Here is a 26,331-nt window from a genome sequence, read left to right as displayed (position 1 = left end):
AAGAATATAAATTCTTTTTAAAAGTTAGGTTTTAATTGATATTTAGAATAGAATTTATTTAAATGTTCTACAGCTTCTTCTGCAGTATCAACAATTCTAAATAAATTTAAATCTTCTTCACTAATATTACCTTCAGCAATAAGTGTTTTTTTAATCCAATCTAATAAACCACTCCAAAATTCTGTACCTACTAAAACGATTGGGAAACGACCAATTTTTTTTGTTTGAATTAAGGTAATTGCTTCAAAAAGTTCATCCATTGTTCCGAATCCACCAGGCATTACAATAAAACCTTGTGAGTATTTTACGAACATTACTTTACGAACAAAAAAGTAATCGAATTCTAAATTTTTGTCACGATCAATCCAAGGATTATCATGTTGCTCGAAAGGTAATTCTATATTTAAACCTACAGAAATACCTTTTCCTCTGTGCGCGCCTCTATTACCAGCTTCCATAATTCCTGGTCCACCACCAGTTATTACTCCATATCCATTTTGTGTAAGTTGAAAAGCAATTTCTTCAGCTAGTTTATAATACTCGTGATCTTCTTTTGTTCGTGCAGAACCAAAAACTGAAACACAAGGACCAATTCTACTTAGTTTTTCGTATCCATCTACAAATTCTGCCATAACCTTAAAGATTCCCCAGGCGTCTTTTGTTTTTATTTCATTCCAAGTTTTGTGTTGTAATTTTTCTTTTATTTTTCTATCGTCGTTTGTCATTATTCGTCTTTTTTTAAATTTATGTTCCCTTTTTTTGAAAAAAGAAATGCTTGCTAAAATAGTTCTTTTTTCAAAAACTTAGCAGTATAACTAGTTTTATGTTTAGCAACTTCTTCTGGAGTTCCTTTACATAGAATTTTTCCACCTTTTTTTCCACCTTCCATACCAACATCAATAACATAATCTGCTAATTTTACAACATCTAAATTATGCTCAATAATTAAAACAGTATTTCCTTTGTCTGCTAATTTATTTAGAACATCCATTAAAACCCGAATGTCTTCAAAATGAAGTCCTGTTGTGGGTTCGTCTAAAATATAAAAAGTGTTTCCTGTATCTCTTTTAGATAATTCTGCTGCTAGTTTTATTCTTTGTGCTTCTCCACCAGAAAGTGTGGTAGATTGTTGTCCTAGAGTAATATACCCCAAACCAACATCTTTAATTGTTTTTAATTTTCTGTGGATTTTAGGAATTAGTTCAAAGAAAACGGTAGCATCTTCAATGGTCATATTTAAAACATCAGAAATCGACTTTCCTTTATAACGGATTTCTAAAGTTTCTCTGTTAAAACGTTTTCCTTGACACGTTTCACATTCTACTTGAACATCAGGTAGAAAGTTCATTTCTATAACTCTAACGCCTCCACCTTGGCAAGTTTCACATCTTCCTCCTTTAACATTAAAAGAAAAACGACCAGGTTTGTAACCACGAATTGCGGCTTCAGGAGTTTTTGCAAATAAACTTCTAACTTCACCAAAAGTACCTGTATAGGTTGCAGGGTTAGAACGTGGAGTTCTACCAATTGGAGATTGATCTATATCAATTACTTTATCTACATGTTCTAAACCTTCAACTTTCTTGTAAGGCATCGGTATTTTTACACCTCTATATATATGAGCATTTAAAATAGGATATAAAGTCTCGTTTATTAAAGTAGATTTTCCACTTCCTGAAACTCCCGTAACACAAATCATTTTTCCTAATGGAAAATCTACAGAAACATTTTTTAGATTATTTCCAGTAGCTCCTTTTAATTTAATGAATTTACCATTTCCTTCTCTTCGAGTTTTAGGAACGGCAATTTCTTTTCTACCTGTTAAATAATCAGCAGTTAAAGTGTTTTGTTTTTTTAAATCTTCAAAAGTCCCAGAAGAAACAATTTCTCCCCCATGTCTTCCTGCTCCAGGACCAATATCGAACACAAAATCTGCGTGTTCCATCATGTCTTTATCGTGTTCAACTACTAAAACAGAGTTTCCAATATCTCGTAATTTAACTAAAGAATCTATTAGTTTTTGATTATCACGTTGGTGTAATCCAATACTTGGCTCATCTAATATATAGAGAACTCCAACTAATTGAGATCCTATTTGAGTTGCCAATCTAATTCTTTGCGCTTCTCCGCCAGAAAGCGATTTAGAGGTTCTATCTAGTGCTAAATAATCTAAACCAACGTCTAATAAAAACTGGATTCTAGTTCTTATCTCTTTTAATATTTCAGAAGCAATGGTTAATTGTTTTTCTGATAAATCTTTCTCAATATTTTTGAACCATTTTGCAAGTTCAGTAATATCCATTTGAGCTAAATCACTGATGTTTTTGTCTGTAATTTTAAAATGAAGCGCTTCTTTTTTTAATCTTTTTCCTTCGCAAGAAGAGCAAGAAACTTCATCCATAAAACCTTTTGCCCAACGTTTTATAGAAGTACTTTCTGCGCTTGTATATTGATTTTCAATAAAAGAAATAATTCCTTCAAAATCAATTTTGTAATTTCTTGTTACACCAGCAGCTTTAGATTCAATTTCAAAAGATTCGTTTCCTCCATTTAAAATAATGTCTAAAGCTTCTTTTGGAATACTTTTAATGGTATCTGTTAATTTGAATTTATAACGTTCGGCAATGTTTTCTATTTGTTTAAAAATCCAGCTACTTTTTTGTTCTCCTAAAGGAATGATTCCTCCATTTTGAATAGAAACTGAATAATCTGGAATTACCTTTTTTAAGTTGATTTCGTTTGTAATCCCTAAACCATTACATTTATCACATGCGCCTTTTGGTGAATTAAAAGAAAAATTATTAGGTTCTGGATTTGGATATGCAATTCCTGATGTTGGGCACATTAACTCTCTACTAAAATAACGAGGATTATTGTCGTCAATATCAATAACCATCATAATGTTATTCCCAGAATACAAAGCCGTTTTAATTGTTTCCTCTAAACGTTTTTCTGATGATTCATTTATGAGAAGTCTATCAATTACAACTTCTATATCATGCGTTTTGTATCTATCTAAACGCATTCCTTTTTCTATTTCTTTAATTTCTCCATCAACTCTAACCCGTAAAAAACCTTGTTTAGAAATTTGTTCGAAAAGCTCACGATAATGTCCTTTTCTAGATTTAACTAAAGGTGCTAAAACAGCGATTTTTTTGCTATCAAAATCTTTTAAAATTAGTTGTCTGATTTGTTCATCAGAATAACTCACCATTTTTTCTCCTGTATTATAAGAGTAGGCATCTGCAGCTCGTGCAAAAAGTAATCTTAAAAAATCGTAAATCTCTGTAATTGTACCCACTGTAGAACGTGGACTTTTGTTTGTGGTTTTCTGTTCGATAGAAATTACTGGCGAAAGGCCATCAATTTTATCAACGTCTGGTCTTTCTAAACCACCTAAAAATTGTCTTGCATAGGCAGAAAACGTTTCAATATAACGTCTTTGTCCTTCAGCATAAATGGTGTCAAAAGCTAAAGATGATTTCCCACTTCCACTTAAACCAGTAATTACAACTAGTTTTTCGCGAGGTATTTTTACATCAATATTTTTTAAGTTATGGACTCTTGCCCCGTAAACTTCTATATATTCTTGGTCTTTCAAATGTGGAGTTTTTTTCGGAAAAACGCAAAGTTAAAGAATCCAATTTTAATCAAAGAACGATTGTTTAATGCTTTTAATATTTAACTTTTTGTTAAAAAGTGATTCCAGTAAAAACAGGAATCTAAATGTATTGCTATGAAACCATAAAATACTATCTTGCATTTAAATATTTTAACATTAAATGATTGATAGTATTCGACATTTTTTTGAAAGAAATGGATTTCATGTTTCATCGAGATTAGCTGATAGAATAGGAATGAGAGCTTTAAATGTGCGCTTATTTTTTATTTATGTTACTTTTTTTACAGTTGGTTTGTCTTTTGGTTTATACTTAACGATGGCATTTTTATTCAAGTTAAAAGATATGTTATACACCAAAAGAAGTTCAGTATTTGATTTATAGTTTATGAAGATAAATGTATTAGAATCTAAAATAAATAAAACATTTTTTTTAGTTGTTACTATTTTATCAATAGGAACAATTGGGTATATGTTGCTTTCTCATTATTCTTTTGTGGATGCATTATATATGACTGTAATTACTGTAACAACTGTAGGATTTGGAGAATTAAGACCATTTTCTCCAGAAGAAAAAGTTTTTACTATATTTTTAATTTTAACAAGTATTTCTGTTTTTGGTTACGCTGTTTCAGCTTTTTCAGAATATTTAGTAAGTGGTAGATTATTTGAACATTTTAAGCATAGAAAAGTGGAGAAACAAATATCAAATTTAAAAGGACATACCATTGTTTGTGGATATGGTAGAAATGGAAAGCAAGCAATTTTAAAATTAAAAAATTACAATACAAAATTTGTTGTAGTTGAGAAAAATAAGGAAAGAACTGAATCTTTAGAAGCAGAAGGAATCTTAAATATTTATGGTGATGCAACTTTAGATGAAACTTTATTAAAAGCGGGTATAGAAAAAGCTTCTAATTTAATTACGGCTTTACCTTCTGATGCAAATAATTTATTTGTGGTTTTAACTGTAAGTCAATTAAATAAAAATTGTAAAGTAATAAGTAGAGCATCAAACGAATCTTCTTATAGTAAATTAAAAATAGCTGGGGCAAGTAATGTTATTATGCCAGATAAATTAGGTGGGGATCACATGGCGTCGTTAGTTGTTACTCCAGATGTAATAGAATTTGTAGACAGATTAACCATAGAAGGAGAAACAACAGCTAATTTAGAAGAGATTGCTGTAGATGATTTACCGATAAAGTACATCAATAAAACCATTTTAGATTTAGATTTAAGAAAAGAAACAGGTTGTACGGTAATCGGTTTTATAAAACCTGATAAAGAATATATTATAAACCCAGAAGCAGATTGCGTTTTGATTAAAGGGTCCCATTTAATTGTTTTAGGTCGACCAGAGCAAATAATAAAATTAAGAGAATTATTTTAACTAGAACTTACTCTTGCAATGGTAGAAAAAACAATATTATATTTTAAAGTAAATGATTAAAGTTGTTATTACAGGTAGTAATGGATTGTTAGGTCAATCTTTATTAAATTTACTACTTAAAGAAAAAGATACATATAAGGTCTTTGGTTTTTCAAGAGGAAAAAATAGAAGTGGAAGAGATGACTTTTCTTATGTTTCTATTGATATCACTAATGAAGAAAACCTAAAAGATACACTAAAAGAGATTCATCCAGATTTTATCATTAATACTGCAGCAATGACGCAGGTTGATGATTGTGAAGGTGATAAAGAAGCATGTGATTTGCTAAATGTAACCGTTGTTAAATGGTTGACAGAAATTTCTGATGAAATAAATGCGCACTTAATTCATATTTCTACAGATTTTATTTTTGATGGAATAAAAGGGAATTATAAAGAAACAGATACTCCGAATCCATTAAGTTATTATGGATTGTCTAAATTGAAATCTGAAGAAGTTTTAATTAATTCTAAAATTGACTATACTATTTTAAGAACTATTTTAGTTTTCGGAAAAGTATATGATATGAATAGAAACAATATTGTGTTGTGGGTGAAAAGCATGTTAGAAAAAGGTAAAGAAATTACAATTGTTGATGATCAGTTTAGAGCACCAACTTATGTAGAAGATTTAGCTTTGGCTTGTAAAATATCTATGGATAAAAAAGCAACAGGAATTTATAATATCTCATCAAACGAATTATTAAGTGTTTATGAAATTGCACAACAAATTGCTGATGCATTTCATTTAGATAAAAGTTTGATAAAACCAATTTCTACATCAACTTTAAATCAAACTGCACCAAGACCAGCTAAAACGGGTTTCGATTTATCAAAAACAAATAAGGTTTTAGAGTTTTATCCAAAATCTTTTAAAGAAGATTTGCAAAGATTTAAAGTTATTATAGCGTAAAAATCACTTTTATCGCTCAAAACTTGTTGAAAGAGCAATTTTTTATGATATTGCGGCTACGATATAAAAACTAATCAAAATAAATTATGAATAAAAAACTTCTTTCGTTGTTATTTTTAGCAACGCCATTTTTCTCATTTGCTCAAGAAAAAGGTTTAGATCAACAAATTGATGAGGTATTTGGTAATCTTACAGGTTGGTTTGTAGACATCATTTTTTATCAAATTCCTTTTACAGATACAGTTAGTATTTATTGGGTATTATTTCCACTTATTTTAGGAGCAACTTATTTTACTTTTTACTTCAATTTTATAAACTTTAAAGGTTTTTTTACTTCAATAAATATAGTTAGAGGTAAATATGATGATTTAGAAGATAGAGTAGATCATAATGTAGAAATAGCGAAATCTAAATTTACAGATGAAGAAGATAATCCAGATACAATAAGAATTGAAGGGCATAGTGGAGAGGTTTCTCACTTTCAGGCTTTAACTGCTGCTTTATCAGCAACAGTTGGTTTAGGAAATATTGCAGGTGTTGCAATTGCGGTTTCTATTGGTGGTGCAGGTGCTACTTTTTGGATGATTATTGCAGGGTTTTTAGGTATGGCTTCTAAATTTGTAGAATGTACTTTAGGTGTAAAGTATAGAGATATTGAAGAAGATGGTACTGTTTATGGAGGTCCAATGTATTATTTAACAAAAGGATTAAAAAATAAAACATTAGGTAAAATTTTAGCAGGTTTATTTGCAGTCTTTGTAATTGGAGGTTCTTTTGGAGGTGGAAACATGTTTCAAGTAAATCAAGCTTTTCAATTAGTAGAAAATATTACAACACCAGTTGGAGGAGTATCTTTTTTACATGGTAAAGGATGGTTATTCGGGTTGGTAATGGCTATTTTAGTTGGTATTGTTATTATTGGTGGAATTAAAAAAATAGCAAAAGTAACTGATAAAATTGTTCCTTTTATGGTGGCAATTTATGTTGCAGCTTCTTTGTTTGTAATTTTTGCAAACTATAGTATGATTGGTGATGCATTTATGCAAATTTTTAATGGAGCATTTAGCCCAGAAGGAATTGCTGGTGGTGCAGTTGGAGTTTTAGTTCAAGGATTTAGAAGAGCAGCTTTTTCAAATGAAGCTGGTATTGGTTCTGCATCTATTGCACATTCAGCTGTAAAAACAAAGTATGCAGCAAGTGAAGGTATGGTTGCTTTGTTAGAACCATTTATCGATACAGTTGTAGTTTGTACAATGACAGCTTTAGTCTTAATTATTACAGGTAATGTTGCTGCTGAAAATGCATCTTTAAATGATGCGCAAGCTATTTTATTAACTTCAGGAGCATTCGAATCTGCAATTTCTTGGTTTCCTTATGTATTAACTGTAGCAGTTGTTTTATTCGCATTTAGTTCTATGATTTCTTGGTCTTATTACGGTTTTCAAGGTTGGGTTTACTTATTTGGTAGATCTAAAAAAATGGAATATACATATAAAGTATTATTCTGTGTTTTTGTGGTAATTGGTGCAGCAGCAAGTTTAGGTTCTGTAATCGGTTTCTCAGATGCAATGGTTTTTGCAATGATGGTTCCAAATATGATTGGTTTAATAATTCTTGCGCCTAAGGTAAAAGAAGAATTAGTGAAATATAAGGATGCTATAAAAGCTAGTAAAGCATAACATAATTTTTATGAACATATTTAAATCCCATTTCTGGTATAACAAAAGCCAAAGAAATGGGGTTTTCTTTTTAGCAATATTTGTAATCATATTACAATCAATTATTGTTTTTGGTGATTTTTTTTCGGATGACAAAACAGACTTAAATTCTTCAGAAGTCTTATCATTTCATCAACAAATAGATAGTTTACGAGCAATTGAAGTAGAAAACAGAAAGCTTAAAATATATCCTTTTAATCCTAATTATATAACAGATTATAAAGGAGAACAATTAGGAATGTCTTTAAATGAAATAGATAGATTACTTGCATTTAGAAAAACGAACAAGTTTATCAATTCAAAGAAAGAGTTTCAACAAGTAACCAAAGTTTCTGATAGCTTATTAAATAAAATCTCACCTTATTTTAAATTTCCAGATTGGGTTACAAAACGTAATAATTCTTCAAATTCGTCATTGCGAGGAACGAAGCAATCTGTTTATAAGAAACCGAAACCAACTTTAACTACTACGGATATTAATAAAGCAACTGCAGAAGATTTTAGAACTATTACCGGAATTGGAGCAGCCTTTTCAGAGCGAATTATTAAGTATCGTACTAAATTACAGGGCTTTTCTTTTAAAAGTCAACTTAACGAAGTTTGGGGTTTAGAAAAAGAAGTTGCAGAAAAAGTGTTATCAACCTTTAATGTGGCAGAGAAACCAATCATTCAAAAAGAAAACGTAAATACGGTAACATTTAAAGAGTTGTTGAAAAACCCTTACATAGATTATAATTTATGTAAAAAGATATTTGAATATAGAGATGAAGTAGCTGAACTTCAGTCTGTTTCAGAATTAAAAAAGATCAAGGATTTTCCATTGGAAAAGTATGATAGAATAGTCTTATATTTGGTCGCTGAATAATAAATAAATTTCTATAATAATGAACAGTATGTATTTTACTGAAGAGCATGAAGCTTTTCGTGCTAGTTTTAAAGATTTTTTACAGAAAGAAGTAGTTCCTCATATAAACAAATGGGAAAAAGATGGAAGTATAGAACGTTTCATTTGGAAGAAATTTGGAGAAATGGGATACTTTGGTTTAAATACTCCAGAAGAATTTGGAGGTTTAAACTTAGATTTATTCTACACTGTTATTTTTTTAGAAGAATTACAAAAAGTGAATTCAGGTGGTTTTGCTGCAGCAATGTGGGCACATGAATATTTAGCAATGACACATCTTAATAAAGAAGGTGATGATTTTATCAAAAACAAATATTTAGTACCAAGTGTAGAAGGAGATATGATTGGTTGTCTGTGTATAACAGAACCTTTTGGAGGATCAGATGTTGCAGGTATGCGTTCTACAGCAATTAAAAAAGGAGATAAATACATATTAAACGGCTCAAAAACATTTATAACAAACGGAGTTCATTCAGATTATTTAATAGTTGCCGCAAAAACTGATCCTTCAGAAAAATATAAAGGAATAAGTCTATTTGTTGTCGATAGAGCATCAAAAGGAGTATCAGCAACAATGTTAGATAAATTAGGTTGGAAAGCTTCAGATACAGGAGAAATTGCTTTCGATAATGTAGAAATTCCAGCAACAAATTTATTAGGCGAAGAAGGAAAAGGTTTTCCTTATATAATGCAACATTTTGCTTTAGAACGCTTAGTTATGGGAGTAAATGCCCATGCAAGAGCAGAATTTGCAATGGATTATGCTTTAGAGTATATGCAAGAGCGAATTGCTTTTGGTAAATCTTTAGATAAGTTTCAGGTCTTAAGACACAAAATTGCTGAAATGGCAAGTAGAGTAGATATGTGTAAAGAGTATAATTACTCAATTACAAAACGATTAAACGATGGTCAGTATGTAGTAAAAGAGGCAAGTATGTCTAAATTACTTTCTACAAAAATGGCGGATGAAGTTATCTACGACGCACTACAAATGTTAGGTGGTTATGGTTATATGGAAGATTATCCAATGGCACGTTTGCTAAGAGATAGTAGGTTAGGGCCAATAGGAGGTGGGACTTCAGAAATCTTAAAAGAGATTATCGCAAAAATGGTAATTGATAAAAAAGAATACAAGAAGGCAACTTAATAGTAAAATTACAGAGTCCCAGCTTACAATTCTTTAGTTTTGATAACTGATAACTGATAACTGATAACTTTTTTAAGGGCGTTACCTAAAGGTCGGGCTTTCACTACTCGCTTTTTATTTTAAAAAAAAAATAAAAGAGCTCAAACAAACCGTTCAATCCCTAACGCAAATCTGTTATTAAAAAGAATTAGCAATTAATAATTTGTAATTCGTAATTAATAATTACATTTGCAGTCGAAAAAATAAAATCAATAGTTTAGTTACTATTCAAAATATAAAGATACTATGAAGGGAGGTGCCAACTTATGTTAATTATACCAATTAAAGAAGGAGAGAATATAGATAGAGCTTTAAAACGTTACAAAAGAAAATTTGATCGTACTAAAACGATGAAAAACTTGCGTGCAAGAAAGAACTTCACAAAACCTTCTGTAGCAAACAGAGCTCAAAGAATTAAAGCTTCTTACGTTCAGAGATTAAGAACACAAGAAGAAGTAGGTTAGAAATAACTTATATTCTAGAAATAAAACCCGTATTGAATTTTCAATACGGGTTTTTTATGTTTAATTTTTTGTAGTTTTACTAACGACTAACGACTAACGACTAACGACTAACGACTAACTACTAACAATTTGATTGATGCTTTTTTAGAATATCTGTCTTTAGAGAAAAAATATTCTGTACATACAATTACTGCATATCAAAATGATTTAATCTCATTTAGAGATTTTTTAGCTACAGAATATACCCAAGAAGACTTATTGGAAGTTTATTATCCTCAAATAAGAAACTGGGTCGTTAGTTTGGTTGATAGTAAAATATCAAATAGAACTATTAATAGAAAAGTGAGTTCTTTAAAGTCTTTTTATAAGTTCTTACAGAAAACAAAACAAATAGAAAGTAATCCACTATCTAAACACAGAGCTTTAAAAATAGAAAAAAGAGTACAAGTACCTTTTTCATCTAAAGAAATAAATGCTGTAATTAATGAAATAGAAGTTGAAGATCATAATGATTTTGCTTCCATAAGAAACAAGTTAATTGTAGAATTGTTCTATTCAACAGGTATTAGAAGAGCAGAATTAATCAATATTAAACAAAGAGATGTTAGTTTTTCAGACAAAACTATTAAAGTATTAGGGAAAAGAAATAAAGAAAGGTTTGTTCCTTTATTAATGTCTGTAATTCAAACCTTAAAAAGATATTTAGAGCTGAAAAAAGAATTTACAATTGGGGTAGAAGAACTTTTTATTACAGAGAAAGGAAATAAAATTTATGAAACTCTTGTTTACAGAATTATTAATTCCTACTTTAGTAGAGTCTCTTCAAAAGAGAAAAAAAGCCCACATATATTAAGGCATTCTTTCGCAACACATCTTTTGAATGAAGGGGCAGATTTAAATTCAGTTAAAGAGTTGCTAGGGCATTCTTCTTTAGCTTCAACACAAGTCTATACTCAAAATAGCCTTGATGTTATAAAAAAAGTGTATAATCAGGCTCACCCTAGGAGCAATAAAAAAGGATAACGTATGAAAGTATTCACTCAGTCAGTAAATTTTAATGCAGATAAAGAACTTATAAATTATGTAGATGAAAAGGTTTTAACGTTAGTTAAGTACCATGATAAGATAGTTGATGCAGAAGTTTTTCTAAAAGTTCTTAATATTAGTGATAAAGAAAATAAATTAACAGAAGTTAAAATTAATATACCAGGAAGTGAATTAATTATAAAAAGAGAAGCAAAAACCTTTGAAGAGGGCATAAACCTTGCAGTTGATAATTTAAAGAGACAATTAAAAAGGTCAAAAGAGAAGCTTAGAGATTCAATAATTTCATAAGTTTCAAAAAAAAAATAAAAAAAGTTTTTGAAAAAGTTTTGAAATCTAAAAAGACTTCGTACATTTGCAACCCGTTAGGAATAGCGGGTTGTTTTTTGCATCAAAAGCCGATGTAGCTCAGCTGGCTAGAGCAGCTGATTTGTAATCAGCAGGTCGTGGGTTCGAGTCCCTCCATCGGCTCAAAACAACAAAATAATTGTGAAAGCAATTTAGTTCATTGAAATAGTAAATTTAAGGGGAGATACTCAAGCGGCCAACGAGGACGGACTGTAACTCCGTTGACTACGTCTTCGCAGGTTCGAATCCTGCTCTCCCCACAAATTTACATATTGCGAAAGTAGCTCAGTTGGTAGAGCGTCAGCCTTCCAAGCTGAATGTCGCCGGTTCGAACCCGGTCTTTCGCTCAAAAAAATATCAACAAGCCGGTGTAGCTCAGTTGGTAGAGCGCATCCTTGGTAGGGATGAGGTCGTGAGTTCAAATCTCATCGCTGGCTCACTTTAAAAAGAATATTACACGTTAAATATATTTAAACTAAGAATTAAAATTAATAATTATGGCAAAAGGAACTTTTGACCGTTCGAAACCACACTTAAACATTGGTACTATCGGACACGTAGATCACGGTAAGACAACTTTAACTGCGGCTATTACTAAAGTATTAGCTGATGCAGGATTTTCTGCTGCTTTATCTTTTGATCAAATTGATAATGCACCGGAGGAAAAAGAAAGAGGTATTACAATTAACACTTCTCATGTAGAGTATCAAACAGCTAATCGTCATTACGCTCACGTTGACTGTCCAGGTCACGCGGATTACGTAAAGAATATGGTTACTGGTGCTGCTCAGATGGATGGTGCTATTTTAGTGGTTGCTGCGACAGATGGTCCAATGCCACAAACTAGAGAGCATATCTTATTAGGACGTCAGGTTGGTATTCCTCGTATGGTTGTATTCATGAATAAAGTGGATATGGTTGATGATGAAGAATTAATCGAATTAGTAGATATGGAAGTAAGAGAATTACTTTCTTTCTATGAGTATGATGGAGATAATGGACCTGTAATTGCTGGTTCTGCTTTAGGTGCTTTAAATGGTGAGCAAAAATGGGTTGATAGTGTGTTAGAATTAATGACAGCTGTTGATGCATGGATTGAAGAGCCTTTAAGAGAAATTGATAAAGATTTCTTAATGCCAGTTGAGGATGTATTCTCTATTACTGGACGTGGTACTGTAGCTACTGGTCGTATTGAGACTGGTATTGCTAATACAGGAGATGCTGTTGATATTATTGGTATGGGAGCTGAGAAAATGGTTTCTACTATTACTGGTATTGAAATGTTCCGTCAAATCTTAGATAGAGGTGAGGCTGGAGATAACGCAGGTATCTTATTAAGAGGTGTTGCAAAAGAAGATATTAAAAGAGGTATGGTAATCTGTAAGCCAGGTTCTGTAACTCCTCATGCTAAATTTAAAGCAGAGGTTTATGTTCTTAAGAAAGAAGAAGGTGGACGTCACACTCCATTCCATAACAACTATCGTCCTCAGTTCTATGTAAGAACTACAGATGTTACAGGTACTATTAATTTACCTGATGGAGTTGAAATGGTAATGCCAGGTGATAACTTAACAATAACAGTAGATTTACATCAACCAATCGCATTAAATGTTGGTTTACGTTTTGCAATCCGTGAAGGTGGTAGAACTGTTGGTGCAGGTCAAGTTACTGAATTATTAGACTAATTAATTTTTAGTTTATTAATAATAAATTATAAGGGTGTTCCGTTTTTAACGGAACGCCTTTATCAATGAATAAGAAACGGGCGTAGTTCAGCGGTAGAGCACTGGTCTCCAAAACCAGCTGTCGGGAGTTCGAATCTCTCCGCCCGTGCAATAAAACATAAAAGTAATATGAACTTTATACAATATATCAAAGATTCTTTTGACGAATTAAGTAACCACATGACGTGGATATCTAAAGAAGATGCTCAGAAAACAACGGTAACTGTAGCTGTTTTTACAATTATATTCGCATTAGCAGTAGCTGGTATAGATTATGTTTTTCAAACTGGATTAGATAACTTTTTTGGAATGTTTAAATCTAATTAATTATGGCAACTGATTCAGTAATGAAATGGTATGTTGTAAGAGCCATTGGTGGACAAGAGAATAAAGTGAAAGCTTATATTGAAACTGAAATTTCGCGTGTTGGTTTATCTGATTATGTAAGTCAAGTAATTGTTCCTACAGAAAAAGTTATTCAAATTCGAAATGGAAAAAAAGTAAACAGAGAAAGAGCTTTCTTTCCTGGTTATATAATGGTTGAAGCAAATCTTTCAGGAGAGGTACCTCACGTTATAAAAGCAATTACTGGAGTTATAGGTTTTTTAGGAGAAACAAAAGGTGGTGAACCTGTTCCTATGAGAAAATCTGAGGTAAATAGAATGCTTGGTAAAGTTGATGAACTTTCAATTCAAGATGAAAACATTGCAATTCCTTTTAATATTGGAGAAACTGTAAAAGTTGTTGATGGTCCGTTTAATGGATTTGATGGAACTATAGAAAAAGTAAATGAAGAAAAGCGTAAACTTGAAGTAATGGTTAAGATATTCGGAAGAAAAACACCATTAGAATTAAGTTATATGCAAGTAGAAAAGATATAATTGTTACACAAATATTATATATAACGATTTGTTTTTAAGCTTCCAAAATTAAAACAAATCATTAAACATTTTTAAAATGGCAAAAGAAGTTAGTAAAGTAGTTAAGTTACAAGTAAGGGGAGGCGCAGCGAATCCATCGCCGCCGGTTGGACCCGCTTTAGGAGCTGCTGGTGTTAACATTATGGAGTTCTGTAAACAGTTTAATGCAAGAACGCAAGACAAACAAGGTAAAGTTTTACCTGTTGTTATTACTGTTTTCAAAGATAAATCATTCGATTTTCTTGTAAAAACTCCTCCTGCAGCAGTCCAGTTACTAGAAGCGGCCAAAATTAAAAAGGGTTCAGGAGAACCAAACAGAAAGAAAGTAGCATCAGTTACTTGGGATCAAATTAAAGTTATTGCAGAAGATAAAATGGTAGATTTAAATGCCTTTAAAATTTCTTCAGCAATGCGTATGATTGCAGGTACAGCACGTTCTATGGGATTAACAGTAAAAGGAGATGCTCCAGCATAAACTTTATAAAAAGTAGTAAAATGGCAAAATTAACAAAAAAGCAAAAAGAAGCTTACGCAAAGGTAGATAGCTCTAAATCTTATGATTTAGCAGCAGCTTCAGCGCTAGTCAAAGACATTACTAATGTAAAGTTTGATGCATCAGTAGATTTAGCAATACGTTTAGGAGTTGATCCTCGTAAAGCAAATCAAATGGTTCGTGGAGTTGTAACATTACCTCATGGAACAGGAAAAGATGTAAAAGTTTTAGCATTAGTAACACCAGATAAAGAAGCCGAAGCTACAGCAGCTGGTGCAGATTATGTTGGATTAGATGAGTACCTTCAAAAAATTAAAGGAGGTTGGACAGATGTAGACGTAATTATTACCATGCCTAGTGTAATGGGAAAATTAGGTCCTTTAGGTAGAGTTTTAGGTCCTAGAGGTTTAATGCCTAACCCAAAGACAGGTACAGTAACTATGGATGTTGCAAAAGCTGTAAAGGATGTTAAAGCTGGTAAAATTGACTTTAAAGTTGATAAAACTGGGATTATACATGCTGCAATTGGTAAAGTATCTTTTGATGCTAAGCAAATTGAAGAAAATGCAAACGAGTTAATACAAACAATTATTAAATTGAAACCAACAACTGCAAAAGGAGCGTATGTAAAAAGCGTTTTTATGTCTAGTACGATGAGTCCTAGTATTGAGGTTGAGGTTAAAGCTGTTTAATACGTTAAAACTTATAATCATGACTAGAGAAGAGAAATCACAAGTAATACAAGATTTAACAGCAGTATTAGCAGGAACAAATACTTTATATTTAGCAGACATATCTGGATTAGATGCACAAACTACATCTAATTTACGTAGAGAGTGCTTTAAGGCAAATGTTCAGTTATCAGTAGTTAAAAATACATTACTTGCAAAAGCAATGGAGGCTTCAGATAAAGAATTTGGAGACTTACCATCAGTATTAAAAGGTAATACATCAATGATGATTTCTGAAGCAGCAAATGCTCCAGCAAAATTAATCAAAGAATTCAGAAAGAAAACTAAAGATAGACCTATTTTAAAAGGTGCATTTGCAGAAGAATCTGTATATATTGGAGATGATCAATTAGATGCTTTAGTAGATATTAAATCTAGAGAAGAATTAATTGGAGAAATCATTGGATTATTACAATCACCAGCTAAAAATGTTATTTCAGCATTACAATCAGGTGGTCAAACACTTTCAGGTATTATCAAAACTTTATCTGAAAAATAATTACGCGCACAAATAAACTATAATAAACAAAATTTTTAAAACAATTAAAATGGCAGACTTAAAAGATTTCGCAGAGCAATTAGTTAACTTAACAGTAAAAGAAGTTAATGAATTAGCTACTATCTTAAAAGATGAATATGGTATTGAGCCAGCAGCAGCAGCAGTAGCAGTAGCAGGTCCAGCAGCAGCAGGAGAAGCAGAAGAAGAGCAAACTGAATTTGATGTAATTTTAAAAGCAGCAGGTTCTTCTAAATTAGCAGTTGTAAAATTAGTTAAAGAATTAACTGGTTTAGGATTGAAAGAAGCTAAAGGTATCGTAGATAGTGCTCCAGCAGCAGTAAAAGAAGGTGTAACTAAAGATGAGGCTGAAGGTCTTAAAAAATCTTTAGAAGAAGCTGGAGCTGAAGTAGAGCTTAAGTAAGATATTACTCTCGATTTCGAGTTAATCGAAATACGAGAAAACAAATTTAGGTTTAGGTACTAGGAACTATCGTTTTTAGGCCTAAACCATTTTGTGTATATATTCGTTTTTTATTTTTATTCAGATTTTAATCAAAAAAATATTCTCTTTTGGCAACGAAAAACACTACTGAAAGAATCAACTTCGCCACTTCTAAAATGATTAAGGAGTATCCAGACTTTTTGGATATTCAGGTAAAATCTTTCCAAGATTTTTTCCAACTTCAAACAAAAGCAGAAGAAAGAGGTGAAGAAGGTTTGTACAAAACCTTCATGGATAACTTTCCAATTACAGATACAAGAAATCAATTTGTATTAGAATTCTTAGACTACTTTGTAGATCCACCAAGATATTCTATACAAGAATGTATCGAGAGAGGTCTTACACACAGTGTGCCTTTAAAAGCACGTCTAAAGCTGTATTGTACGGATCCGGAGCATGAAGATTTCGAAACTATTGTTCAAGATGTTTATCTTGGAACAATTCCTTATATGACAAATTCTGGTACCTTTGTAATTAATGGTGCAGAACGTGTTGTAGTTTCTCAGTTACACAGATCACCAGGTGTATTCTTTGGACAATCTTTCCATGCAAATGGTACAAAATTATATTCAGCAAGAGTAATTCCTTTTAAAGGTTCTTGGATAGAATTTGCTACCGATATCAATCAAGTAATGTATGCTTATATTGATAGAAAGAAAAAATTACCAGTAACAACATTATTCAGAGCTATAGGTTTTGAAAGAGATAAAGATATTTTAGAGATTTTTGACCTTGCAGAAGAAGTTAAAGTTTCTAAAGCTGGATTAAAAAAAGTATTGGGTCGCAAATTAGCAGCTAGAGTTTTAAAAACCTGGCATGAAGATTTTGTTGATGAAGATACTGGTGAAGTTGTATCAATCGAAAGAAATGAAATTATTTTTGATCGTGATACAATTTTAGATAAAGAACATATTGATGAAATAATAGAAGCAGGTGCTAAAACCGTTTTACTTCATAAAGAAGACAACGATATGGCAGATTACGCTATTATTCATAATACTTTACAGAAAGATCCTACTAATTCAGAAAAAGAAGCAGTAGAACATATCTATAGACAATTACGTAATGCTGAACCGCCAGATGAAGAAACTGCGAGAGGTATTATTGACAAATTGTTCTTTTCTGAACAAAGATATAATTTAGGAGAAGTTGGTCGTTTTAGAATGAACACTAAACTTCAATTAAATGAGCCTATTGATCAAAAGGTATTAACAAAATTAGATATTATAACTATTATTAAATATTTAATTGAGTTAATCAACTCTAAAGCAGAAGTTGATGATATTGATCACTTATCTAACAGACGTGTAAGAACTGTTGGTGAGCAATTAGCAGGTCAGTTTGGTGTTGGTTTAGCTCGTATGGCTAGAACAATTCGTGAGCGTATGAATGTACGTGATAACGAGGTATTTACACCTATCGATTTGATTAATGCAAAAACATTATCATCTGTAATTAACTCGTTCTTTGGTACGAATCAGTTATCTCAGTTTATGGATCAAACGAATCCATTAGCAGAGATTACTCACAAGCGTAGATTATCTGCACTTGGACCTGGTGGTTTATCAAGAGAAAGAGCTGGTTTCGAGGTTCGTGATGTTCACTATACTCATTATGGTCGTTTATGTCCTATTGAGACTCCTGAGGGACCAAATATTGGTTTGATTTCATCTTTAGCAGTTTTTGCGAAAGTGAATAACTTAGGATTTATTGAAACTCCATATAGAAAAGTTGAAAATGGTATTGTTTCTACAGAAGAGCCTATTTATTTAAGTGCTGAAGAAGAAGAAGGTATGAAAACTGCCCAATCTAATTTAGAGTTAAAAGAAGATGGTACTATTGTTTTAGATAGAGTTATTGCGCGTGAAGAAGGAGATTTTCCTGTAGTTTCACCAAGTGAGATTAATTTGATGGACGTTGCTCCAAATCAAATTGCATCAATATCTGCATCTTTAATTCCTTTCTTAGAACATGATGATGCCAATCGTGCATTAATGGGATCGAATATGATGCGTCAAGCAGTTCCGTTGTTAAGACCAGAATCTCCAATTGTAGGTACAGGTTTAGAACGTAGAGTTGCAAAAGATTCTCGTATTTTAATCAATGCAGAAGGAGCTGGAGAAGTTACTTATGTAGATGCAAATAAAATTACTATTAAGTATGATAGAACTGATGAAGAAAAACTTGTAAGTTTTGAATCGGATGAAGTTTCTTACAACTTAATTAAATTTAGAAAAACAAATCAAGGAACAAACATTAACTTAAAGCCAATTATAGAAAGAGGTGATAGAGTTAGTGAAGGACAAGTTCTTTGTGAAGGTTATGCAACACAAAAAGGTGAGCTAGCTTTAGGAAGAAATATGAAAGTAGCCTTTATGCCTTGGAAAGGGTATAACTTTGAGGATGCAATTGTAATTTCGGAAAAAGTAGTTCGTGAAGATATATTTACATCTATTCATATCGATGAGTATTCTTTAGATGTTAGAGATACAAAATTAGGAACTGAAGAGTTAACTAATGATATTCCTAACGTTTCTGAAGAAGCTACAAAAGATTTAGATGAAAATGGAATGATTAGAATTGGAGCAGAAGTGAATCCTGGTGATATCTTAATTGGTAAAATTACACCAAAAGGAGAATCTGATCCAACTCCAGAAGAAAAATTATTACGTGCCATTTTTGGTGATAAAGCAGGTGATGTAAAAGATGCATCATTAAAAGCTTCTCCATCATTAAGAGGTGTAGTAATTGATAAAAAATTATTCAAAAGAGCTGTTAAAGATAAGAATAAGAGATTAAGAGATAAGGAAGCAGTTGCTACTTTAGAATCTTCTTTTGTTTCTAAGTTTGAAAGCTTAAAAGATGTTTTAATAGATAAATTATTTACACTAATCAGTGGAAAAACATCACAAGGTGTTTATAATGATTTAGGTGAAGAAGTTTTACCAAAAGGTAAAAAATATACACTTAAAATGTTAAATTCTGTTGACGATTATGTGCATTTAACAGGTTCTTGGACAACAGATAAAGAATTAAATAGTTCTGTAGGTGAATTAGTTCACAATTACAAAATTAAAGTTAATGATTTACAAGGTTCATTACGTCGTCAAAAGTTTACGATCTCTGTAGGTGATGAATTACCAGCAGGAATTTTAAAATTAGCTAAAGTTTACATCGCTAAGAAACGTAAATTAAAAGTTGGTGATAAAATGGCAGGTCGTCACGGAAATAAAGGTATTGTTGCTCGTATTGTTAGAGCGGAAGATATGCCTTTCTTAGAAGACGGAACTCCAGTAGATATCGTGTTAAATCCATTAGGTGTACCTTCTCGTATGAATATTGGTCAGATTTATGAAACTGTTCTTGGTTGGGCAGGTCAAAAATTAGGAACTAAATATGCAACACCAATTTTTGATGGAGCATCTTTAGATCAGATTAATGAGATTACAGATGATGCAGGTGTACCAAGATTTGGACATACTTATTTATATGATGGTGGAACAGGAAAACGTTTCGATCAACCAGCAACAGTTGGTATCATCTATATGATTAAGTTAGGACACATGATTGAAGATAAAATGCATGCGCGTTCTATTGGACCTTATTCATTAATTACACAACAACCATTAGGAGGTAAAGCTCAGTTTGGTGGTCAACGTTTTGGAGAGATGGAAGTTTGGGCATTAGAGGCATATGGTGCATCTAGTATCTTAAGAGAAATCTTAACTGTAAAATCGGATGATGTTATGGGTAGAGCTAAAACATACGAAAGTATTGTTAAAGGTGAAGCTATGCCAGAACCAGGTTTACCAGAATCATTTAACGTATTAATGCATGAACTTAAAGGTTTAGGTTTAGACGTTAGATTAGAAGAATAACAAAATTGATACAAGAAGTAGGTTTTTAATCTACTTCTTGTAATCATTTATTTATAAGTCTCATTGAGGCCATTTTTACAATTTTAATTCGAATCCATCAACATGGCAAGAAAACAAGAAAAGTACACTGTAAAAAAGTTTAATAAAATCTCAATTGGTTTATCATCACCAGAAGCTATTTTAGAAATCTCTAAAGGTGAAGTTTTAAAACCAGAAACAATAAATTACCGTACGCACAAACCAGAAAGAGATGGTTTATTTTGTGAGCGTATTTTTGGTCCTGTCAAGGATTATGAATGTGCTTGTGGAAAGTACAAAAGAATTCGCTACAAAGGTATCGTTTGTGATAGATGTGGTGTAGAAGTTACTGAAAAGAAAGTACGTAGAGATAGAGTTGGTCACATTAATTTAGTGGTACCAGTTGCTCATATTTGGTACTTTAGATCATTACCTAACAAAATGGGATACCTTTTAGGTTTACCATCTAAGAAGTTAGATATGATTATTTACTACGAACGTTATGTAGTAATTCAGCCAGGTATTGCAAAGAATGTTGAAGGGGAGCCATTACAAAAAATGGATTTCTTAACTGAAGAAGAATATTTAGATATTGCTGACGAGTTACCTCAAGACAACCAATACTTAGACGATACTGACCCAAACAAGTTTATCGCTAAAATGGGAGCAGAGTGTCTAATTGATTTATTAGCACGTATAGATTTAGAAAAATTATCTTTTGAATTAAGACATAAAGCAAATACAGAAACGTCTAAACAACGTAAAACTGAAGCTTTAAAACGTTTAAATGTTGTTGAAGCATTTAGAGATTCTCAAAAGAATAGAGAAAACAATCCAGAATGGATGATAATGAAAGCAGTTCCGGTTATTCCACCAGAATTGAGACCGTTAGTGCCATTAGATGGAGGTCGTTTTGCAACGTCTGATTTAAATGATTTATACAGAAGAGTTATTATCAGAAATAATCGTTTAAAAAGATTAGTTGAGATAAAAGCTCCAGAAGTTATTTTACGTAATGAAAAACGTATGTTACAAGAATCTGTAGATTCTTTATTTGATAACACACGTAAATCATCAGCAGTAAAAACTGAATCTAATAGACCCTTAAAATCTTTATCAGATTCATTAAAAGGTAAACAAGGACGTTTCCGTCAGAATTTATTAGGAAAACGTGTTGATTATTCAGCTCGTTCTGTAATTGTTGTTGGACCAGAATTAAGACTTTCAGAATGTGGTATCCCAAAAGATATGGCAGCTGAACTTTACAAGCCTTTTGTAATTAGAAAATTAATTGAAAGAGGAATTGTAAAAACAGTTAAATCTGCAAAGAAAATAATAGATAGAAAAGAACCAGTTGTTTGGGATATTTTAGAAAATGTAATTAAAGGTCATCCAGTTTTATTAAACAGGGCTCCAACTTTACACAGACTTGGTATACAAGCATTTCAACCAAAATTAATTGAAGGGAAAGCAATACAGTTACATCCACTTGCATGTTCTGCCTTTAATGCCGATTTTGATGGGGATCAAATGGCTGTTCACTTACCATTAGGACCAGAAGCTATTTTAGAAGCACAAATATTAATGTTAGCTTCTCATAATATCTTAAATCCTGCAAATGGTGCTCCAGTTACTGTACCTTCTCAGGATATGGTACTTGGTTTATACTATATGACTAAAGAGAGAATTTCTACTCCAGAAGTACCAATTAAAGGAGAAGGATTAACTTTTTATTCACCAGAAGAAGTAACTATTGCTTTTAACGAAGAAATGGTAGACTTAAATGCTGGAATTAAAGTAAGAACATACGATGTTGATGAAAACGGAGAACAAGTTAGAAAAATTATAAAAACTACTGTTGGTAGAGTTTTATTTAATGAAGTTGTTCCTGCGAAAGCTGGTTATATTAACGAAGTATTAACTAAGAAAAACTTACGTGGAATTATCGGTGGTATTTTAAAAGCTACAGATATTCCTACAACAGGAGATTTCTTAGATCAGATAAAAAATATGGGATATAAATTTGCCTTCCAAGGTGGTTTATCTTTCTCATTAGGGGATATTATTATTCCAAAAGAAAAACAATCTATGATTGATGCAGCCAATATAGAGGTAGATGCAATTGTAGGAAACTATAACATGGGTATGTTAACGCAAAAAGAGCGTTATAATCAGGTAATTGATATTTGGGGTAGAACCAATAACGATTTAACTGAGTTATCTATGAAACGTTTACGTGAAGACCAACAAGGTTTTAACTCAGTATACATGATGCTTGATTCTGGTGCAAGGGGTTCTAAGGAGCAAATTCGTCAGTTAACAGGTATGCGTGGATTAATGGCAAAACCTAAAAAATCGACAGCAGGTGGTGGAGAAATTATTGAGAATCCGATTCTTTCTAACTTTAAGGAAGGTTTATCAATTCTTGAATACTTTATCTCTACTCACGGTGCACGTAAAGGACTTGCAGATACCGCTTTAAAAACGGCAGATGCTGGTTACTTAACTCGTAGATTAGTAGATGTTTCTCAAGATGTTATCATTAACGAAGAAGATTGTGGTACATTAAGAGGTTTAGATGTTATTCCATTAAAGAAAAATGATGAGATTGTAGAATCTTTATCAGATAGAATTGAAGGACGTATTTCTTTACAAGATGTTTATCATCCATTAACTGAAGAGCTTATTATAGAAGCGAATCAACCAATTACTTCACAATTAGCTGAGGCTGTTGAGAAATCTGGAATTGATAAATTACAAGTAAGATCGGCATTAACATGTGAGTCTACTAAAGGTATTTGTGCAAAATGTTACGGACAAAGTTTATCAACTCTTAATAAAGTACAAATTGGTGAAGCAGTTGGTGTAATTGCTGCACAATCTATTGGAGAGCCTGGTACACAGTTAACATTACGTACATTCCACGTTGGTGGGGTTGCAGGTAACATTTCTGAAGAAAATAAATTAATTGCAAAGTTTGAAGGTAAAGTTGTTATTGATGATTTACGTACAGTTGTTGGAAAAGACAATGATGGTAAAGAAGTTGATATCGTAATATCTAGAACTGCTGAAATTAAAATTATAGATAAGAAATCAGGAATTACTCAGAGTACAAATATTCTTCCTTATGGTTCTCATATCTTTGATAAAGATAGAAAGTCAATTAAAAAAGGAGATGTAATTGTTCAATGGGATCCATTTAACGGTGTAATTGTTTCTGAATTTGGAGGAAGAGTTAAGTTTGATAACTTACAACAAGGTATTAATTACTCTGTAGAAGTTGATGAGCAAACTGGTTCTAGAGAACAAGTAATGATCGATTCTAAAAATAAGAAAATCATTGCTTCTTTAATTGTAGAAGATAAAGACGGTGTTGCTTTACGTTCATATAGTTTACCAGTAGGTGCACACTTAATGGTAACTGATGGAGAGAAAGTAGAAACTGGACATACTTTAGTTAAAATACCAAGAAAATCTGGTAAGGCAGGAGATATTACAGGAGGTTTACCACGTGTAACAGAATTATTCGAAGCACGTAATCCTTCTAACCCATCTGTTGTTTCAGAGATTGACGGTGTTGTTTCTTTCGGGAAAATCAAACGTGGTAATAGAGAGATTATTGTTGAATCTAAAACTGGAGATATCAGAAAGTATTTAGTTAAACTTTCTAACCAGATTTTAGTTCAAGAAAATGACTTTATTAAAGCTGGTATGCCTTTATCAGATGGAGCAACAACTCCTTCGGATATTTTAAGAATTAAAGGACCATCTGCAGTACAAATGTACTTAGTAAATGAAATACAAGAAGTATATCGTTTACAGGGTGTGAAAATTAATGACAAGCATTTCGAAGTTGTTGTTCGTCAAATGATGCGTAAAGTTAAAATTATTGATTCTGGTGATACATTATTATTAGAGAATCAATTAGTTCATAAAATTGACTTTATCAAAGACAACGATGCTATCTACGGAATGAAAGTTGTTGAAGATTCTGGAGATTCTGAAAACTTAGTAGCAGGTCAAATTATTTCTGCACGTCAATTAAGAGATGAAAATTCTTTATTAAGAAGAAATGATCAAAACTTAGTTGAAGCAAGAGATGCTAAACCGGCAACTGCAGAACAAGTTTTACAAGGTATTACAAGAGCATCACTACAAACAAAATCATTTATTTCTGCAGCTTCTTTCCAAGAGACTACAAAAGTATTAAATGAGGCTGCTGTAAGTGGTAAAATAGATACATTAGAAGGCTTAAAAGAAAATGTAATTGTTGGTAAGAGAATTCCAGCAGGTACAGGTATGAGAGCTTATGAAAAAATTCTAGTTGGTCCTAAAGACGAAATAGAAAAAAGTTTCTAAATAAACGTTTATTGGTTTAAAATTTTTAAAAGTTGAATTGTTTACTGTAATTTATTTACATTATTCAATTCAACTTTTTTATTTTTTGTACATTTCAACAATTATCGAATTGAACAATATAAATTATGGAAGAAAATAAAAACAAAGAAGGACAAATAAATATTGAATTAGATCAAGAAATTGCTGAAGGAACGTATTCTAATTTGGCAATTATAAATCACTCAATGTCAGAATTTATAGTTGATTTTATTAATATTATGCCAGGTGTTCCGAAGGCAAAAGTAAAATCGAGAATTATATTAACTCCACAGCATGCAAAAAGATTAACACAAGCATTAGCAGATAATGTTAGGAAGTTTGAACAAGCTCATGGAGAAATTAAAGATTATGAACAACCTCCAATTCCAATGAATTTTGGACCAACAGGTCAAGCTTAGTATCATAAAAAAATCCGAAACTTTATAGTTTCGGATTTTTTTATTTTTTATATAGTTCTTGTTTTATTGAGTAACCAATAATCAGCTAAAACCAAAGCGGTCATCGCTTCTACAATAGGTACAGCTCTTGGTACAACACAAGGATCATGTCTTCCTTTACCTGTAATCTCTGTAATTTCATTTTCTGAATTAATTGTTTGCTGAGAGCTCATAATGGTTGCAACTGGCTTAAAAGCGACTCTAAAATAGATATCCATTCCATTACTAATTCCACCTTGAATACCTCCAGATAAATTAGATTGTGTAGAACCATCCTCATTAAAAATGTCATTGTGTTCAGAACCTTTCATTTTTGCACCACAAAATCCACTTCCAAATTCAAAACCTTTTACAGCATTTATTGATAACATTGCGCTACCTAATTGAGCATGTAGTTTATGAAAAATAGGTTCTCCTAATCCTACAGGTACGTTTTGAGCAACACAAGTAATTGTACCACCAATTGTATCACCAGCTTTTCTTATTTCTTGTATTTTATTGATCATTTTCTCTGCTGAAGCTTCATCAGGACAACGAACAATATTACTTTCAGTTTTAGAAAAATCTAAATCTTGATACGGTTTATCTATAAATATTTCTCCTACAGAAGATGTAAATGCATTAATTTTCATGCTAGCAATCAATTGTTTTGCTAAAGCACCAGCAACTACCCAATTGGCAGTTTCACGAGCAGAACTTCGTCCTCCACCTCTATAATCTCTATTTCCAAACTTTTTATCATACGTGTAATCTGCATGAGAAGGTCTATAAACATTAGTGTTGTGATTGTAATCCTTCGATTTCTGATTTGTATTTTTAATGATAAAACCAATAGAAGTACCTGTTGTTTTACCTTCAAATATTCCAGAAAGAAATTCTACAGTATCTGGTTCTTTACGTTGGGTAACAATTTTAGATTGCCCTGGTTTACGTCTATTTAACTCATTTTGTATAGCATCAAAGTCTAGCTTCAATCCTGCAGGAAAACCATCTATAACTCCTCCAATAGCAGTTCCATGAGATTCTCCATACGTTGTTACTTTTAATAAATTTCCGAAAGAATTAAACGACATAAATTATATAATTAGAATAATAAACGCAAA

22 protein-coding genes and 5 tRNA genes are annotated in these 26,331 nt (G+C 31.8%); 24 read left to right on the top strand and 3 right to left on the bottom strand.

The window, feature by feature from the left end:
- Positions 1-17 precede the first annotated feature (17 nt).
- Positions 18-725 carry a TIGR00730 family Rossman fold protein gene (locus BTO07_RS06910; protein ID WP_087520534.1) on the bottom strand — a complete coding sequence of 236 codons (708 nt, stop codon included), beginning with the start codon at positions 723-725 and terminating at the stop codon, positions 18-20.
- A 53-nt stretch (positions 726-778) separates the two neighbouring features.
- Positions 779-3,601, bottom strand: a complete 2,823-nt coding sequence (gene uvrA / locus BTO07_RS06905; RefSeq protein WP_087520533.1) for an excinuclease ABC subunit UvrA — start codon at positions 3,599-3,601, stop codon at positions 779-781.
- A 181-nt stretch (positions 3,602-3,782) separates the two neighbouring features.
- On the opposite strand from uvrA, the gene BTO07_RS06900 reads away from it, so the two are divergent.
- The 24 genes from BTO07_RS06900 to BTO07_RS06785 all read left to right on the top strand — a co-directional run bounded on the left by BTO07_RS06900 (position 3,783) and on the right by BTO07_RS06785 (position 25,189).
- Complete coding sequence (locus BTO07_RS06900; protein WP_087520532.1) at positions 3,783-4,004, top strand: PspC family transcriptional regulator; 222 nt, start codon at positions 3,783-3,785, stop codon at positions 4,002-4,004.
- A 3-nt stretch (positions 4,005-4,007) separates the two neighbouring features.
- The gene (locus BTO07_RS06895; protein ID WP_087520531.1) at positions 4,008-5,012 is read left to right on the top strand and encodes a potassium channel family protein; all 1,005 of its coding nucleotides are present in this window, start codon (positions 4,008-4,010) and stop codon (positions 5,010-5,012) included.
- A gap of 52 nt (positions 5,013-5,064) precedes the next feature.
- Entirely contained in the window at positions 5,065-5,964 is a 900-nt protein-coding gene (locus BTO07_RS06890) for an SDR family oxidoreductase (RefSeq protein WP_087520530.1), read from the top strand.
- An 86-nt stretch (positions 5,965-6,050) separates the two neighbouring features.
- Positions 6,051-7,643 (top strand): alanine/glycine:cation symporter family protein, encoded by a 1,593-nt coding sequence (locus BTO07_RS06885; RefSeq protein WP_087520529.1) that lies wholly within the window; start codon positions 6,051-6,053, stop codon positions 7,641-7,643.
- Positions 7,644-7,653: 10 nt separating this feature from the next.
- Entirely contained in the window at positions 7,654-8,547 is an 894-nt protein-coding gene (locus BTO07_RS06880; protein ID WP_087520528.1) for a ComEA family DNA-binding protein, read from the top strand.
- 19 nt (positions 8,548-8,566) lie between these two features.
- On the top strand, positions 8,567-9,733 hold the full coding sequence (locus BTO07_RS06875) for an acyl-CoA dehydrogenase family protein (protein ID WP_087520527.1): 1,167 nt from the start codon (positions 8,567-8,569) through the stop codon (positions 9,731-9,733).
- 305 nt (positions 9,734-10,038) lie between these two features.
- On the top strand, positions 10,039-10,236 hold the full coding sequence (rpsU, locus tag BTO07_RS06870; protein WP_036822200.1) for a 30S ribosomal protein S21: 198 nt from the start codon (positions 10,039-10,041) through the stop codon (positions 10,234-10,236).
- Positions 10,237-10,365: 129 nt separating this feature from the next.
- The gene (locus BTO07_RS06865; RefSeq protein WP_087520526.1) at positions 10,366-11,259 is read left to right on the top strand and encodes a tyrosine-type recombinase/integrase; all 894 of its coding nucleotides are present in this window, start codon (positions 10,366-10,368) and stop codon (positions 11,257-11,259) included.
- A 3-nt stretch (positions 11,260-11,262) separates the two neighbouring features.
- The gene (gene hpf, locus BTO07_RS06860) at positions 11,263-11,571 is read left to right on the top strand and encodes a ribosome hibernation-promoting factor, HPF/YfiA family (RefSeq protein ID WP_087520525.1); all 309 of its coding nucleotides are present in this window, start codon (positions 11,263-11,265) and stop codon (positions 11,569-11,571) included.
- 106 nt (positions 11,572-11,677) lie between these two features.
- Positions 11,678-11,751 (top strand) — tRNA-Thr (locus tag BTO07_RS06855).
- A gap of 55 nt (positions 11,752-11,806) precedes the next feature.
- Positions 11,807-11,888 (top strand) — tRNA-Tyr (locus BTO07_RS06850).
- A 14-nt stretch (positions 11,889-11,902) separates the two neighbouring features.
- A tRNA-Gly gene (locus BTO07_RS06845) sits at positions 11,903-11,975 on the top strand.
- Positions 11,976-11,992: 17 nt separating this feature from the next.
- A tRNA-Thr gene (locus BTO07_RS06840) sits at positions 11,993-12,065 on the top strand.
- A 60-nt stretch (positions 12,066-12,125) separates the two neighbouring features.
- Entirely contained in the window at positions 12,126-13,313 is a 1,188-nt protein-coding gene (tuf, locus tag BTO07_RS06835) for an elongation factor Tu (protein ID WP_087520524.1), read from the top strand.
- A 76-nt stretch (positions 13,314-13,389) separates the two neighbouring features.
- Positions 13,390-13,461 (top strand) — tRNA-Trp (locus tag BTO07_RS06830).
- A 20-nt stretch (positions 13,462-13,481) separates the two neighbouring features.
- Entirely contained in the window at positions 13,482-13,679 is a 198-nt protein-coding gene (gene secE, locus BTO07_RS06825; RefSeq protein WP_087520523.1) for a preprotein translocase subunit SecE, read from the top strand.
- A gap of 2 nt (positions 13,680-13,681) precedes the next feature.
- On the top strand, positions 13,682-14,233 hold the full coding sequence (nusG, locus tag BTO07_RS06820) for a transcription termination/antitermination protein NusG (RefSeq protein WP_087520522.1): 552 nt from the start codon (positions 13,682-13,684) through the stop codon (positions 14,231-14,233).
- Between the two features lie 76 nt (positions 14,234-14,309).
- A complete protein-coding gene (rplK, locus tag BTO07_RS06815) occupies positions 14,310-14,747 on the top strand; it encodes a 50S ribosomal protein L11 (protein ID WP_087520521.1) in 438 nt (145 codons plus the stop codon).
- 20 nt (positions 14,748-14,767) lie between these two features.
- A complete protein-coding gene (gene rplA / locus BTO07_RS06810) occupies positions 14,768-15,457 on the top strand; it encodes a 50S ribosomal protein L1 (RefSeq protein ID WP_087520520.1) in 690 nt (229 codons plus the stop codon).
- 19 nt (positions 15,458-15,476) lie between these two features.
- A complete protein-coding gene (gene rplJ, locus BTO07_RS06805; protein WP_087520519.1) occupies positions 15,477-15,995 on the top strand; it encodes a 50S ribosomal protein L10 in 519 nt (172 codons plus the stop codon).
- Between the two features lie 49 nt (positions 15,996-16,044).
- The gene (gene rplL / locus BTO07_RS06800) at positions 16,045-16,416 is read left to right on the top strand and encodes a 50S ribosomal protein L7/L12 (RefSeq protein ID WP_087520518.1); all 372 of its coding nucleotides are present in this window, start codon (positions 16,045-16,047) and stop codon (positions 16,414-16,416) included.
- Positions 16,417-16,565: 149 nt separating this feature from the next.
- On the top strand, positions 16,566-20,375 hold the full coding sequence (gene rpoB, locus BTO07_RS06795) for a DNA-directed RNA polymerase subunit beta (RefSeq protein WP_087520517.1): 3,810 nt from the start codon (positions 16,566-16,568) through the stop codon (positions 20,373-20,375).
- Between the two features lie 102 nt (positions 20,376-20,477).
- Positions 20,478-24,752, top strand: a complete 4,275-nt coding sequence (gene rpoC / locus BTO07_RS06790) for a DNA-directed RNA polymerase subunit beta' (RefSeq protein ID WP_087520516.1) — start codon at positions 20,478-20,480, stop codon at positions 24,750-24,752.
- A 125-nt stretch (positions 24,753-24,877) separates the two neighbouring features.
- Positions 24,878-25,189, top strand: coding sequence for a DUF3467 domain-containing protein (locus tag BTO07_RS06785; protein WP_087520515.1), 312 nt, complete (start codon positions 24,878-24,880; stop codon positions 25,187-25,189).
- 47 nt (positions 25,190-25,236) lie between these two features.
- On the opposite strand, the gene aroC is transcribed toward BTO07_RS06785, so the two are convergent.
- A complete protein-coding gene (gene aroC / locus BTO07_RS06780) occupies positions 25,237-26,301 on the bottom strand; it encodes a chorismate synthase (RefSeq protein WP_087520514.1) in 1,065 nt (354 codons plus the stop codon).
- Between the last annotated feature and the right edge of the window lie 30 nt (positions 26,302-26,331).

It is taken from the genome of Polaribacter sp. SA4-12 (assembly GCF_002163675.1).
Taxonomy (GTDB): domain Bacteria; phylum Bacteroidota; class Bacteroidia; order Flavobacteriales; family Flavobacteriaceae; genus Polaribacter.
Note: the sequence above shows the minus strand (reverse complement) of the source record. Positions and strands in the feature narration are given on the sequence as shown.